General features: G+C 61.0%; 10 protein-coding genes and 5 tRNA genes. 1 reads left to right on the plus strand and 14 read right to left on the minus strand.

The genetic code is table 11. The features are described from left to right. Positions 1–41: 41 nt before the first annotated feature. From H4I92_RS15970 to H4I92_RS16025, 12 genes are all read right to left on the minus strand, one after another. Entirely contained in the window at positions 42–842 is an 801-nt protein-coding gene (locus H4I92_RS15970) for a C39 family peptidase (protein WP_077531511.1), read from the minus strand. Between the two features lie 206 nt (positions 843–1,048). Next, positions 1,049–2,917, minus strand: coding sequence for a SurA N-terminal domain-containing protein (locus tag H4I92_RS15975; protein ID WP_179105745.1), 1,869 nt, complete (start codon positions 2,915–2,917; stop codon positions 1,049–1,051). A gap of 87 nt (positions 2,918–3,004) precedes the next feature. Further along, positions 3,005–3,081: transfer RNA gene (locus tag H4I92_RS15980), tRNA-Asp, on the minus strand. 27 nt (positions 3,082–3,108) lie between these two features. Further along, a complete protein-coding gene (gene hupB, locus H4I92_RS15985; RefSeq protein ID WP_077531513.1) occupies positions 3,109–3,381 on the minus strand; it encodes a nucleoid-associated protein HU-beta in 273 nt (90 codons plus the stop codon). Between the two features lie 209 nt (positions 3,382–3,590). Further along, positions 3,591–6,008, minus strand: coding sequence for an endopeptidase La (gene lon, locus H4I92_RS15990; protein WP_077531514.1), 2,418 nt, complete (start codon positions 6,006–6,008; stop codon positions 3,591–3,593). 162 nt (positions 6,009–6,170) lie between these two features. Next, positions 6,171–7,454 (minus strand): ATP-dependent Clp protease ATP-binding subunit ClpX, encoded by a 1,284-nt coding sequence (gene clpX, locus H4I92_RS15995; RefSeq protein ID WP_077531515.1) that lies wholly within the window; start codon positions 7,452–7,454, stop codon positions 6,171–6,173. Between the two features lie 84 nt (positions 7,455–7,538). Then, positions 7,539–8,174: an ATP-dependent Clp endopeptidase proteolytic subunit ClpP gene (gene clpP, locus H4I92_RS16000; RefSeq protein WP_077531516.1), complete on the minus strand. Its 636-nt coding sequence runs from the start codon at positions 8,172–8,174 to the stop codon at positions 7,539–7,541. Between the two features lie 89 nt (positions 8,175–8,263). Further along, a complete protein-coding gene (tig, locus tag H4I92_RS16005; protein WP_077531517.1) occupies positions 8,264–9,568 on the minus strand; it encodes a trigger factor in 1,305 nt (434 codons plus the stop codon). 155 nt (positions 9,569–9,723) lie between these two features. Then, positions 9,724–9,808: transfer RNA gene (locus H4I92_RS16010), tRNA-Leu, on the minus strand. A 44-nt stretch (positions 9,809–9,852) separates the two neighbouring features. After that, positions 9,853–9,928 (minus strand) — tRNA-His (locus tag H4I92_RS16015). A gap of 62 nt (positions 9,929–9,990) precedes the next feature. After that, positions 9,991–10,067 (minus strand) — tRNA-Arg (locus tag H4I92_RS16020). A gap of 48 nt (positions 10,068–10,115) precedes the next feature. Further along, positions 10,116–10,192 (minus strand) — tRNA-Pro (locus H4I92_RS16025). Between the two features lie 139 nt (positions 10,193–10,331). On the opposite strand from H4I92_RS16025, the gene folD reads away from it, so the two are divergent. Then, a complete protein-coding gene (gene folD / locus H4I92_RS16030) occupies positions 10,332–11,183 on the plus strand; it encodes a bifunctional methylenetetrahydrofolate dehydrogenase/methenyltetrahydrofolate cyclohydrolase FolD (RefSeq protein ID WP_077531518.1) in 852 nt (283 codons plus the stop codon). Positions 11,184–11,290: 107 nt separating this feature from the next. Here folD and H4I92_RS16035 read toward each other — a convergent pair whose 3' ends face one another. Both H4I92_RS16035 and cysS read right to left on the minus strand, forming a co-directional pair. Then, positions 11,291–13,471, minus strand: a complete 2,181-nt coding sequence (locus tag H4I92_RS16035) for a malate synthase G (RefSeq protein WP_077531519.1) — start codon at positions 13,469–13,471, stop codon at positions 11,291–11,293. Positions 13,472–13,604: 133 nt separating this feature from the next. After that, on the minus strand, positions 13,605–14,981 hold the full coding sequence (cysS, locus tag H4I92_RS16040; protein ID WP_218668301.1) for a cysteine--tRNA ligase: 1,377 nt from the start codon (positions 14,979–14,981) through the stop codon (positions 13,605–13,607). Positions 14,982–15,007 lie beyond the last annotated feature (26 nt).

Consider the following 15,007-nt stretch of genomic DNA (forward strand, 5'->3'; position numbering starts at 1 on the left):
TTCGATGCATAAAACCACCAATCACCTGTCAGCCATGATCCTTATCGATCACGGAAATAGAGCTGTTTGCGCGTGTTCTCCACGCTGCCGTCCGGGTTGTTCTTGAGACGCTCGAGTTCATTCTGGATATCCCACATGAGCGATTCGTGGAATGCCGGGAACTCCTGGCGTACCTGCAGGGTCATTGTCTGATCATCCACAAACCGCATGTCCTCTTCCTTCAGGGCCAGGTTGTTCAGAGGGGGTTCCTCGCCCGGAAAAACAATGAACAGAACGTTCTCCGCCCACGTCTCCTTGAATTCATGCAGCGTGAATGACAGGTTCCCGACGGCCGGATCCGCTATGAAAACGCGCCCCTCGCGGATGTCACGCACCACCACGAAATGCTCGAAACCGGCATGGTTAATGGGGACGATTGCCGGATGGTCGAGCTCGGCCAGATCCGAAATCTCGGCCCGGAAGCCGCCGGAGGGGAAGCCGAGCTCAGTGACCAGGCGCTTCATGTCCAGAAGCGAAAAGGCGCGACGCTCGACAATGCGCTCGCTCTCCCCGTACTGCAGCAGCCCTTCCATAACCTGGCGCTCATTGAGGTTCTGGCCGACGTAATGGCGCAGAATCGTGGTAAGCGAAGCCGCGCCGCAGCTGTAGTCATACTGCTGACGCACCACGTTGCGGAACTTCTGGGCCTTGAGCGGTTCCACCTGATAGCGGTGCAGAAGGGAGTCCGGACCCTCGTTGTAGTGCTGCTCATAGATGAAGGCCCCCCTTGGATGGGGTTCCACCTCGACGACTTCCTGCGTCATGGAGAAAGTCAGCAGTGATCCGGCCAGAACGAAAAGCATGAACGCCTGTCCCTTAAAAACCCGACGGAAGACGGTGTCGGAAGGGACAATAGCGAATTTAGGGGAGGCTTAAAGATAACTGGTCCTCAATTCTCGGCGTCTTAAACCGTTGGAATTCGGACCATTCCCGGGCGGGAATCAATTTTGTGACACAGGTGGAAAGGCAATGGAGCCGGGTTTGACGACCCGGCTCCGGAAGGGGTGGATCAGTCGCGGTTGATGTCCGCCTCAGCTCTGAGTGACTCGATGTAGGCGCGATAGGCCATCTGGCCATGACGCTGACCCAACGAGGTCCCGAGATTGGAGGCCATCATGCTGACCGTGGCGGAATCCGGCGGATTGACCGCATCAAGACGGATGAGCGCGACCGCACTGGGCAGATCCACGATCCGCGTACTGGCATTGTCGCCCTGTGGCGCCGGCATCTCGAACGCGGCATCCCGGACAACGGCCCGTGCCTGCAGCGAACGCCGGTTGACGTCTTCAAAGGTCTCCCATTCCGCACTGGTTTCCAGATCCGGCTCTGGAAGCCCGGAATCCGCCTGCATGTCTGCTGTCATGCTTTCCAGGGATTCCCCCAGGGCCTCACGGGCCTTCTTCTGGCGCACCAGCTGTGCGACTTCATCGCGCACATCTTCAAAGGACTGCTGTTTACGCGGGTAGTACTCACGCACACGGGCCACCACCGAGACACCATCACCGGTTTCAACCACCTCGGTGTTGAACCCTTCCTCGCGCACCTCTTCCGTGAACAACTGCTCACGCAATCCTTCATGGTCAAACGGGGCCTGCCCCTGACTGGGGCGCACGCCATCGCGGGTCTGGATGGAGGCATCAATGAGCTCGGCCGGCGCCTCAAGGTCATACTCGGAATAGGCCATGTCCGCCAATTCCTCGCTCAGCTCTACATAGCGACGCTCCGCCTTCTCTTTGGCAATGGTCTCGCGCAGGGACGCCTCCATGCTCTCGAAGCTGGGCGGTTCCTCTGACCGGGTATCAAGCAGCTTGATGAAATGCTGGCCGAAGGAGGTAGTGATGGGGCCGACCACCTCGCCGGTCTCCTCGATACCGAACAGGGCCTCCGAAAAGGATTCGTCAAAGTCATCCCGCGAGGAGAAGCCCAGCTTGCCGCCGTCTTCCGCGGTGGCGCCGTCATCGGAGTATTCCGCCGCCAGCTCCGCGAAGGAGCGGCCTTCCTCCAGCCCCTCCTGCACCGCTTCAACAGCGGCTTCGGCGTCCTCCCGATCCTCGCGGATCAGGATGTGCGCCGCATTGCGCTGCTGGTCGGCCTGCATGGACTCAACACGTTCACGGTAACGGTCCCGCACCGCCTCTTCTTCAATGTCGGCGGGATCAACCAGCTCGGAACGATCCAGGGTGATCCAGGCCGCGTCCACGGACTCGCTCTGCACAAAGCGTTCCTTGTTGTCCTCGTAGAAGCTTCTGAGTTCCTCGTCAGACACCTCCACCGACTCTGCGCGCTCGCCAACCGGAACCTGTAAAACGGAGAAATCCCGGGTCTGGCTCAGGAGTGAGGCCACCCGTTCGGTTTCGGAGGGCGCACTGAAGGCACTGCCCTGGATCACCGCCTGGATGACGCGGCTCAGGTGATCCTGCTCCAGCATGGTGCGGAACTGGTCCACCGTCATACCCTGATTGCGCACCGCCTGTATGAAGCGTTCCTGGCTGAACTCACCGTTAACGCGGAACTGCTCGGCGCCGGTGATCATGCGGTCCAGGTCGGCTGCCGAAACCTGAAGCCCCCGGGACTGGATGTCCTGACCAATCAGTTCGTCCCGGATGAGTGAGTCCATGACCTCTTCATTCAGTGCGTCCATATCAATCCGGGATGAGTCCGGGTTATCCATTTCCTGCAGCCGCTGCTGACGCCGGATCTGGACCGCACGCTCGAATTCCTGCTCGGTGATGGCTTCGCCGTTGACCGTGGCGATCTCGTTCTCGCCGCTGCCGCCCACGATGGAGTCCAGACCCCAGATGGACAGGGACAGGATCAGGACCACGATGATGGTCTTGGCGATCATTCCCTGGGCGTTCTCCCGGATGTTCTGAAGCATTCCGCGCTCCCCTGTGTGCCCGCACTTCCACGGGTGACCTGTGTTTAACGTAAAAGGGCGCATCCCTTACGGCATGCGCCCACAGTCTGGCGGAGCGGACGGGACTCGAACCCGCGACCTCCGGCGTGACAGGCCGGCATTCTAACCAGCTGAACTACCGCTCCGTTGATACAGAATGGCGGAAACCGCCGTTACTGGACGGCGTCCTTCAGGGCTTTGCCGGCCTTGAAGCTGGGTACCTTGGAAGCGGCAATCTTGATCTCCTCACCGGTCTGCGGGTTGCGGCCGGTGCGCGCTGCCCGCTCCTTAACAGAGAAGGTTCCGAAGCCAACCAGAGTGACCGGGTCACCCTTCTTGAGAGAACCGGTGATGGAATCAACCATCGCGTCCAGTGCACGACCTGCTGCGGCCTTGGAAATATCAGCAGAATCTGCGATAGCGTCGATCAATTCGGACTTGTTCACACTAAACCCCTTTTTCTATCTGGTTCCATGTTGGACGTTGTGTTTCTTTTTCGGCGCCACAGACTATGGCACACGCCATCGGAGAATTCCATGGCCGCAGGCCGGGACATTCCTCACCCTGCGAGCCCTGACAGGGTGGCCCATGGCTCCGCTGAGAGGCGAAATACGTTATACCAACGGCCTTTAAACAGTGTCAATGACTCCACCTGTCAGTGGGTGTTCACCCGTTCGTTACCGTCAGTATCCTCATCACGGCTGCTCGCATGCGCCGGCGCATCCGCGGGCAGCGGTTCAGGCTGACGGGTCAGCGCGATATCAAGCACCTGGTCGATCCATTCCACCGGCCGGATATCAAGCGATTCCTTAATGTTGTCCGGAATTTCCTTCAGATCGCGGACGTTCTCTTCAGGAATCACCACTGTCTTGATACCGCCCCGGTGCGCCGCCAGCAGCTTCTCCTTGAGGCCGCCAATCATCAGAACGCGGCCACGGAGCGTGATCTCACCGGTCATCGCCACATCCGCGCGCACCGGAATTCGGGTCAGCGCGGAAATCAGCGAGGTGCACATGCCAATGCCCGCACTCGGTCCATCCTTAGGGGTCGCGCCTTCCGGCACATGGATATGCAGGTCCTGCTTCTCCTGGAAATCCGAGGACAGCCCCAGTCCGGGGGCACGACTCCGGACCACCGTCAGGGCCGCCTGTATGGATTCCTGCATGACATCGCCCAGCGAGCCGGTCTTGACCACCTTGCCCTTGCCCGGCGTCACAGCACACTCAAGCGTGAGCAGCTCACCGCCCACCTGGGTCCAGGCCAGACCGGTAACCTGGCCGATCTGGTTCTCTTCCTCGGCCAGTCCGTATTTGTGGCGCCGCACCCCGGCATAATGCTCCAGTGTCTCGGGCGTGACCTCCACCGCATGGCGTTCGCCGGCTTCCACGTGCTCACGCACCACCTTGCGGCAGATCTTGGCGATCTCGCGTTCGAGGTTCCGCACACCCGCCTCCCGGGTGTAATACCGGATGATGGCCTGCAGCGTCTCGTCGGGCAGGGTCAGTTCCTCTTCCTTCAGGCCGTTGGCCTTGAGCTGCTTGGGCAACAGGTAGCGACGGGCGATATTGACCTTCTCATCCTCGGTGTAGCCGGGAATACGGATGATCTCCATCCGGTCCAGCAGCGCATCCGGGATGTTCATGGAGTTCGACGTGCACACGAACATGATGTCCGAGAGGTCGTATTCGAGCTCCAGGTAATGGTCGCTGAAGGTATGGTTCTGTTCCGGGTCGAGGACCTCCAGTAGCGCCGAGGACGGATCCCCGCGGTGATCCATACCCATCTTGTCCACCTCGTCCAGCAGGAAGAGCGGATTCTTCACGCCCACCTTGGACAGGCGCTGGATGATCTTGCCCGGCAGCGCTCCAATGTAGGTGCGCCGATGACCACGGATCTCGGCCTCGTCCCGCACACCGCCGAGCGCCATGCGGGTGTACTTGCGATTGGTGGCGCGCGCGATGGACTGCCCCAGTGAGGTCTTGCCCACGCCGGGGGGCCCGACCAGGCACAGTACCGGCCCCTTCACCTTGCGCACCCGGCTCTGGACCGCCAGGTACTCGAGAATGCGCTCCTTGACCTCCTCCAGACCGTAGTGGTCCTCGTCCAGGATGCGACGGGCACGGTCGATGTCGTGACGCACACGGCTGCGCTTCTTCCACGGAATCGCCAGCATCCAGTCAATGAAGCCCCTGATGACGGTCGCTTCCGCGGACATGGGCGACATCATCTTGAGCTTGTTGAGCTCCTGCTCGGCTTTCTCCCGGGCCTCCTTGGGCATGCCGGAAGACTCGATCTTCTGCTCGAGCTCCTCAAAATCCTGGCCACTGCCGTCGCCGAGCTGCCCCATCTCCTTCTGGATGGCCTTCATCTGTTCGTTCAGGTAGTACTCACGCTGGCTGCGCTCCATCTGTTTCTTGACGCGGCCGCGGATGCGCTTTTCCACCTCGATCAGGTCAATCTCGCTGTCGAGCTTGCCCAGCAGTTGTTCAATGCGCTGGCGCAGATCCAGGGTCTCGAGCAGCTCCTGCTTCTCGGCCACCTTGAGCTCCAGATGGGAGGCCATGGTATCCGCCAGGCGGTCCAGTTCCTCGATGCCCTGCAGGGAGTTGCTGACTTCGTTGGGCACCTTCTTGGACATGCGCGCGAATTTCTCGAACTCCTCCATCAGGGTCCGAACGAACACCTCTTCCTCGCGCGCCTCAACGCCAGTCTCGGGAAGCTGCCGGCAGCTGGTGGTCACATACTGGTCATCACCACCGAGCTCGTCCACGGACGCCCGCGCATGGCCCTCGACCAGGACCTTGACGGTGCCATCGGGCAGCCTAAGCATCTGCAGCACCGTGGCGATGGTGCCAATGCCATAGAGGTCATTACGGCCGGGATCATCCGTCTCCGCGTCCCTCTGGGCGACGAGCAGGATCTGCTTGTCGTTCTCCATGGCGGCTTCAAGAGCATTGATGGACTTCTCCCGCCCGACAAAGAGCGGAACCACCATGTGCGGAAACACCACCACATCACGCAGGGGCAACATGGGGAGTTCAAAAGGGGTATGGCCCTGGGGCTGCTCTGTCATGATCTGACCTCTGACTGGGGAAGTGGGCGACGCCGGGATCCTGAGAGTGGGCACAGGCCCGTTTCGCTGCTGACTATCTAGAGAATGGGGATTAAGAGGGGCGGCTTCAACCCGCCTGCCAGCCGGATGCTGACAGACGGGCTGAAAACAAGGATACCGGAGTCAGTCCTCCGGAACCGCGCGGGCGGTTTCATTGTTGGCGTAGATCTTAATCGGGTCGGATTCCCCGTTCACCACACCTTCATCAATCACAACCTTGCACACGTCCGGCTCGGAGGGGATCTCATACATGGTATCCAGCAGGATGCCCTCCATGATGGAGCGCAGCCCCCGGGCACCGGTATTGCGCTCCATGGCCTTGCGGGCCACCGCACGCAGCGCGTCCTCCCGGAAATCCAGCTCCACATCCTCGATCTCGAACAGCTGCTGATACTGCTTGGTCAGCGCGTTCTTGGGCTGGGTCAGGATCTCGATCAGGGCATCCTCATCCAGCTCGGTGAGCGTGGCCACAACCGGAAGACGGCCCACGAATTCCGGAATCAGGCCGTAGCTCACCAGATCCTGGGTCTCAATGTGCTTCAGGATCTCGGACGTGCTCTTGCTGTCAGACTGACCGACCACCTGGGCCGCGAAACCGATACTGGTCTTCTCGGAACGCTCCCGGATCACCTTGTCCAAGCCCGAGAAGGCACCGCCACAGATGAACAGCATGCCGGCGGTATCCACCTGCAAAAACTCCTGCTGCGGATGCTTGCGGCCACCCTGGGGCGGTACTGACGCAACCGTGCCCTCGATCAGCTTGAGTAGCGCCTGCTGCACACCCTCACCCGAGACGTCACGGGTGATGGAGGGGTTGTCCGACTTGCGCGAGACCTTGTCGATCTCGTCAATGTAGACAATGCCGCGCTGGGCCTTGTCCACGTCGTAGTCGCACTTCTGGAGCAGCTTCTGGATGATGTTCTCGACGTCCTCCCCCACGTAGCCGGCTTCGGTCAGCGTGGTGGCGTCGGCAATGGTGAACGGAACGTTCAGCATGCGCGCCAGCGTCTCAGCCAGCAGCGTCTTGCCGCTGCCCGTGGGGCCGATCAGCAGGATGTTACTCTTGCCGAGCTCGACTTCCGGGCGCTTCTCACCGAAACGCAGACGCTTGTAGTGGTTGTACACGGCAACGGACAGCACCACCTTGGCGCGGTCCTGGCCGATCACGTACTCGTCCAGCGTTTCCTTGATCTCGTGGGGAGAGGGCAGACGGTCGCTCGGCTCTTCCTCGGTGGTCTCTTGAATTTCCTCGCGGATGATGTCGTTGCACAGATCCACGCATTCATCGCAGATGAACACCGACGGGCCCGCGATCAGCTTGCGGACCTCATGCTGGCTCTTGCCGCAGAAGGAACAGTACAGCAGCTTGCCGTTATCGTCGCCCCTGCCGCTACCTTTCTCTGCCATTGGATTACCTCTGTTCTGGTTCCGGCCGCCTTGCGTTGACCGCGTGCCACGGTCGAGCGACAGAAATGGGGATTGATACCAGTATTATGTATTCCCCGAGCGTTTATCAAGTACGGCATCAACAAGGCCATACTCCGCTGACTCCGCAGCGTCCATGAAGTTGTCCCGGTCCGTGTCCTGGGCGATCTGCTCATAGCTCTGACCGGTATGCTCGGCCAGGATGCTGTTCAGTCGCTCCTTGGTCTTGAGGATCTCGCGGGTGTGGATCTCGATGTCCGAGGCCTGACCCTGGAAACCGCCCAGCGGCTGGTGGATCATCACCTTGGAGTTGGGCAGGCAGTAGCGCTTGCCCTGCGTGCCCGCTGCCAGCAGCAGAGCACCCATGGACGCCGCCTGGCCCACGCAGAGCGTGGAGACGTCGGACTTGATGAACTGCATGGTGTCATAGATCGCCATGCCAGCGGTCACTGCCCCACCAGGCGAGTTGATGTAGAAGTGGATGTCCTTGTCCGGATTCTCGGACTCCAGGAACAGCAGCTGCGCGACAATCAGGTTAGCCGTATGGTCATCCACTGGGCCCACCAGAAAGATCACGCGCTCCTTGAGCAGCCGGGAGAAGATGTCGAAGGACCGTTCACCCCGGGCGGTCTGCTCGATCACCATCGGGATCAGACCGGAATTGGTGACGTCGCTCGCGCCGTCGGATATCTGCTGTGTCATGGGTATTGTCGTCTCCCGGTTGTTGCCTGTATGGCGGGTTTCAGAACCCCAATTGTAGACGAGCTGGCCGGGTTTTCACCCCCGGATCATCACGCACCCTGCTGGGGCGGATTCACAGCGTCCTCGTACTTGTATTTCTTCTGCTTCACCTTGGCATTTTCAAGGACGTAATCCACAACCTGATCCTCAAGCACTGAGGATTCAATCTGCTGCTTCTCCTGCTGGTTGTTGTTGTAATACTCAACAACCTCATCGGGGTCCTGATAGGTGGAGGCGATGTCGCGGATCTTTTCATCCACCCGCTCACTGTCCACCTCAAGGTTGGCATCCTGCACCAGCTGCTGGAACAGCAGACCGGTCTTGATACGACGCTGGGCCTGATCCTGGAACAGCTCGGAGGGCAGCTGTGACGGATCCATCTGACCGCCGAACTGCTGCACCGCCTCCTGCTTCATGCGCTCGATCTCCTGATCGACCATGCCCTGGGGCACTTCCAGCTCGGTAACCTCCAGGAGGCCGTCAATGACCTGCTGCTTGATGCGGTTCTGGATGCCGTTTTTGAGCTCGCGCTCCATGTTCTTGCGCACTTCCTCGCGGAATTCCTCTTCGGTCTCGGCTTCCACACCGAACTGTTCGAAAAATTCCTTCTCGAGGGCCGGCAGCTGCGGCTCTTCGACCTTCTTGATGGTTACCTGGAACTGCGCCTGCTTACCCGCCAGTTCCTCGTTCTGGTAATCCTCCGGGAAGGTCACATCAAGGGTGTGCTCCTCACCGGTCTTGGCACCCACCAGCTGGTCCTCAAAGTCCGGGATCATCTGGCCATCCCCCAGGGTCAGCTGCTGGTCCTCGCCGCTGCCGCCCTCAAATTCTTCACCGTCAATGGTGCCGGTGAAGTCGATGGTCATGACGTCCTTCTTCTTGGCCTTGCGCTTGACCTCCTTGTAGGTCGCCTGCTGGCGGCGCAGGTTATCGATCATCTTGTTGATGTCCTTGTCCTGTACTTCGGACCAGGGCTTCTCAACGCTGATCTGGCTCAGGTCGCCCACCTGGATCTCGGGCATGACCTCGAAAACGGCAACAAACTCAAAGTCCTTGCCTTCCTCCACGGCCTGGGGCTCAAACCGCGGCTGGCTCGCGGGCTGCACGTCCTGCTCCTGGATCGCCTCCATCCAGGCATTACGCATCACTTCGCCGAGAACTTCCTGGCGTACGCCCTGGCCAAAACGCTTGCGTACGACCTTCATGGGAACCTTGCCCGGACGGAAACCGTTGAGGCGGACCTGTTTCGCGGCTTCGCGCAGGCGCTGATCCACCTGCTGCTCAACTTCCTCCGCGGGCACGCCAATGGTCATGCGACGCTCGATGTTGGAGGTCGATTCAAGGGAGACTTGCATGGAATATCCTCAGTTATTGCCGTTCCGATTCAATGTAAAGCCGGGGATCATAGAAATGTAAACGCGACTTGGCAAGGCCGCCGCTTTCGGGGCGCTGATTCTATCACGTTCTGACCGCGCACTCCGAGAGGGAAAATCCGGGAAAGGAAAAGAAGTGGTGCGAAAGGAGAGACTCGAACTCTCACGGGTTGCCCCACTGGAACCTAAATCCAGCGCGTCTACCAGTTCCGCCACTTTCGCCCATAAAAAAGAGGTCAGCCCTGATGGCCGGAAATAGAAGAAAATGGGGTGGACGAAGGGGATCGAACCCTCGACCGCAGGAGTCACAATCCTGAGCTCTACCAACTGAGCTACGTCCACCACTGAGAGGCGCGATTCTAACGCACCTGCAGGACTTCACCAAACGCCGCGTGCCAGAAGGTTGGCGCGCCCGGCAGGACTTGAACCTGCGACCTACGGCTTAGAAGGCCGTTGCTCTATCCAACTGAGCTACGAGCGCACGTTCATCCATCCGCCCACAACGGCCCGCCCAGTGAGTGCCTGAAACTGGTCGGGGTAGAGAGATTTGAACTCCCGACATCCTGCTCCCAAAGCAGGCGCGCTACCAGACTGCGCTATACCCCGAAAAACTCACCCACGCCGGCTCTTAGCGAAGTTGGAGCGAATCATACCGGGGGCTGTGAACAGCGTCAACATGATTGGCGGCTGAGCATAAAACTGCGACAATGCCGCCTTTTCCGAACCACCCTCACAAGGCCCCTGTATGACAGCGCAGATCATTGACGGCAAGGCCATCGCCCTGGATCTCCGCCACTCCGTAGCGGAAAAAGTGAGTCAGCGGACCAGCCAGGGCCTGCGCCCGCCGGGTCTGGGCGTCGTACTGGTGGGCAGCGATCCGGCCTCCAACCTCTACGTGAAGCGTAAGCGCGAAGCCTGTGAGGCCGCTGGGCTGCATACCGAGGATCACCACCTGCCGGCAGAAACCACCCAGGACGAACTGAACCAGCTTGTGGATCGGATGAACGAGGACCCGAACATCGACGGTATCCTCGTCCAGCTGCCTCTGCCGGAACACATGAACCCGGACGAGATCCTGCTGCGCATCCGCCCGGACAAGGACGTGGACGGTTTCCACCCCTACAACCTGGGCCGCCTGACCCAGCGCCACCCGGAGCTGCGCCCCTGCACGCCGGCCGGCATCATCCACCTCCTCGATCACATCGGCACGCCCTACAAGGGCCAGCATGCGGTCATCGTGGGGGCCTCCAACATTGTCGGCCGCCCTCTTTCCATGGAGTTGCTGCTCAAGGGGGCCACGGTCACGGTCACCCACCGCTTCACCGGCGACCTGCCCCGCTTCGTGGCCGACGCCGACCTGCTCATCGCCGCCGCCGGCAAGCCCGGACTGGTCCATGGCGAGTGGATCAAGGAAGGCGCCACGGTGATTGATGTGGGCATCAACCGCAACGAGGAAGGCAAGCTGATCGGCGACGTGGAATTCGCCGCGGCGTCCGAGCGCGCGGGCTGGATTACCCCCGTCCCCGGTGGCGTGGGGCCGATGACCATCGCCATGCTGCTGCAGAACACCCTGGAAGCCGCGGAACGCCACGGCTGACTCCCCGAAAAGCGCCTGAGGAAGGGGCTGGGTTACCCACCCCCTTCCGCCGCACACAAAAAACCCCGCCGAAGCGGGGTTTTAGTCCAGTCAGTTCAACTTCCGTCTCACTGACCGTACTTGGCCTTAGCCTTGCGGCGATAGGCGTGCAGCAACGGCTCGGTGTAGCCACTCGGCTGCTCACGGCCCTTGAAGATCAGATCGCATGCCGCCTGGAAGGCCACGTTGCCCTCAAAATCATCCGACATTGGGATGTAACTCGGGTCGCCTTCATTCTGGCGGTCCACAACCTTCGCCATGCGCTTGAGGGTCTCCATCACCTGCTCTTCCGTGCAGATGCCGTGGTACAGCCAGTTGCACAGCAGCTGGGAGGCGATCCGCAGTGTGGCGCGGTCCTCCATCAGGCCCACATCGTTGATGTCCGGCACCTTGGAGCAGCCAACGCCCTGCTCGATCCAGCGCACCACGTAGCCGAGGATGCCCTGGGCGTTGTTATCCAGCTCCTGCTTGATCTCTTCCTGGCTGAGCGCGGACGGATCCTTCATCAGCGGCACCGTCAGGATGTTGTCCAGGCTGGCACGTTCGCGCTTGCCCAGCTCTTCCTGAACCGCCATCACGTTCACCTGGTGATAATGGATTGCATGCAGGGTGGCCGCCGTCGGTGACGGGACCCAGGCGGTGTTGGCTCCGGCCTTCGGGTGGCTGATCTTGGCGTCCATCATCGCCGCCAGCTTGTCCGGCATGGGCCACATACCCTTGCCGATCTGGGCGCGGCCCTTGAGGCCGGTCTCCAGGCCGATGTCCACGTTCCAGTCCTCGTAACTGGTCATCCAGGGCGCCTGCTTCATTTCGCCCTTACGGATCACCGGGCCCGCCTCCATGCTGGTGTGAATCTCGTCGCCGGTGCGATCGAGGAAACCTGTGTTGATGAAGATGATCCGGTCCTTGGCCTGGCGGATGCACTCCTTGAGGTTGACCGTGGTGCGGCGCTCCTCGTCCATAACGCCCACTTTGAGGGTGTTGCGCTTCATGCCAATGGCATCCTCGACACGGCCGAAGAGTTCGTTGGTGAAGGCCACCTCATCCGGGCCGTGCATCTTGGGCTTCACGATGTAGACGCTGCCGGTGCGGCTGTTGCCCACCCGGTTGTTGCCCTTGATGTCATGGATGGCGATCAGGGAGGTGATCATGCCGTCCATGAGGCCTTCCGGTACCTCGTTGCCATCGGCATCGAGGATCGCATCGTTGGTCATCAGGTGACCGACGTTGCGCACCAGCATCAGGCTGCGGCCATGCAGGCTCAGCGGCTTGCCCTTGGAATCCTGGTACTCGCGATCCGGGTTCATGCTCCGGGTGACGGTCTTGCCACCCTTCTCGAAGCTCTCTTCCAGGTTCCCCTGCATCAGGCCGAGCCAGTTGCGGTAGACGCCGGTCTTATCCTCGGCGTCCACGGCCGCCACGGAGTCCTCGCAGTCCATGATGGTGGTCAGTGCGGATTCCATCAGCACATCCTTGACGTGCGCCGCGTCGTCCTTGCCGATCGGGTGGCTGGCGTCAATCTGGATCTCGAAGTGCACGCCGTTGCGCACCAGCAGGATGCCTTCCGGCTCGCCCTCGGATCCCTTGTAGCCCACGAACTGGGCCGGGTCCTTCAGGCCGGCCTCGCTTCCACTGCTCAGGCTGACCTTCAGCTGACCACCCTCAACCCGGTAACCGGTGGCATCAGCGTGGCTGGCGCTTTCCAGCGGCGCGGATTCATCCAGCATGGCGCGCGCGTAGGCGATAACCTTCTCACCGCGCACCGGATTGTAGCCCGGTCCCTTGGTCGCGCCCCCTTCCTCGGAGATGATGTCGGAGCCGTAAACGGCGTCATAGAGGCTGCCCCAGCGCGCGTTCGCGGCGTTCAGGGCAAAACGCGCGTTGGAGATGGGCACGACCAGCTGCGGGCCCGCTACCTGGGCGATCTCCTTGTCCACGTTCTCTGTGGTCGCGGTGAAATCGTCGCCCTCGGGCTTGAGATAGCCGATGTCCTTGAGGAAGGTCTTGTACTCGTCCAGGTCGATGGACTGTTCCCTGTGTTCACGGTTCCAGTTGTCCAGCTTCTCCTGGAGTTCATCCCGGACCTTCAGGAGCTCGCGGTTGCGCGGCGCCATGTCCGCCACAATACGGCCGAACTCATTCCAGAAATGGTCGGCATCAACACCGGTGCCCGGAATGGCTTCGTTGTTGACAAAGTCGTACAGGATTCGGGCGACCTGCAGGCCACCTGCATTCACGCGTTCTGTCATCTTTGTGCCTCAGATTGCTGTTTTGATTCGGTTTTTTGTACGGCATCGCCGGGCCTGAAACGCCATGACCCGGCGGCCACGAATTCTGGGTGTGCGTATTCTAAGCCAAACCCACCGCAAAAGGACAGGCGCCCTACTCCCGGCGCCAGGTGGTGCCTTCGCGGCTGTCTTCCAACACTATGCCCTGTTCAAGGAGCTCGTCCCGGATGCGGTCGGCCTCGGCGAAATCCCTCGCTTTCTTCGCCTCGGCCCGCGCCTCGATCAGCGCTTCGATGCGCTCCGGCGTCAGATCGCCAGTCCCACCCTGTAGGAAGTCGGAAGGCGCCCGTTCCAGGACCCCGAGCACAGCGCCCAGCCGCTTGAGCACGCCGGCCAGTCGCGCCGCCTCTGCCTCATCGCCGTTGCGCCGCGCACGATTCAGCTCGCCGGCCAGGGCATGCAGTTCGACGGTGGCCTCGACGGTGTTGAAGTCGTCGTCCATCGCCTCGATGAATCGCCGATCATGCTCGGTCTCGGCAGGGTCCGCTTCCGGCTCCACACCATCCAGCGCCTGGTAGAACTTCATCAGCGCGCCCTTGGCCTCCGCGAGGCTGTCCGGCGTGTAGTCGATCTGGCTGCGGTAATGGCTGGCGATCAGGAAATAGCGCACCACTTCCGGATCGTGCTCCTGGAGAATATCCCGGATTGTGAAGAAGTTACCCAGGGATTTTGACATCTTTTCGTGGTTCACGCGCACCGCACCGGCGTGCATCCAGTAGTTAACGAACGGCTGCTCATGGGCGCACTCGGACTGGGCGATCTCGTTCTCGTGGTGCGGGAACATCAGGTCCGGGCCGCCACCGTGGATGTCAAAGGTCCGCCCCAGGTGCGAGCGGGACATGGCCGAGCACTCGATGTGCCAACCGGGCCGGCCATCGCCCCAGGGTGAGGGCCAGCTCACCTCGCCGGGCTTGGCGGCCTTCCAGAGCACGAAATCCGCCGGACTGGCCTTGGCCTCGGCCACTTCCACACGGGCACCGGCGACCAGGTCCTCGAGCTTCTTTCGGCTGAGCTTGCCGTAATCCTCGAAGGAGGACACCGCAAAATAGACGTCGCCATTATCGCCCTGGTAGGCATGGCCCTTCTCGACCAGGGTCCCGATCATGGCGACCATCCCATCAATGGTCTCTGTTGCCCGGGGCTCCTCGCTCGGCCTGAGCACGCCAAGCGCGCCCTCGTCCTCGTGCATGGCGGCGATCATGCGGTCCGTGAGGGCCCGAAAGTCCTCGCCGTTCTCCTGCGCCCGATCCAGGATCTTGTCGTCGATATCGGTGATGTTACGCACGTAGTGGACGTCGTAACCCCGATGGCGCAGGTAGCGCGTCACCACGTCGAACGCGACCAGGACCCGGGCGTGCCCCAGGTGACAGTAGTCATAGACCGTCATACCACAGACGTAGATGCCGACCTTACCCTCGGTGATGGGCTGGAAGGTTTCCTTGCGGCGGCTGAGGGTGCTGTAGAGCTGGATCACGGGGTCTCCATCCTTTCCGGTCT

This window comes from Vreelandella halophila, from assembly GCF_019903425.1.
Lineage (GTDB): Bacteria > Pseudomonadota > Gammaproteobacteria > Pseudomonadales > Oleiphilaceae > Halospina > Halospina halophila.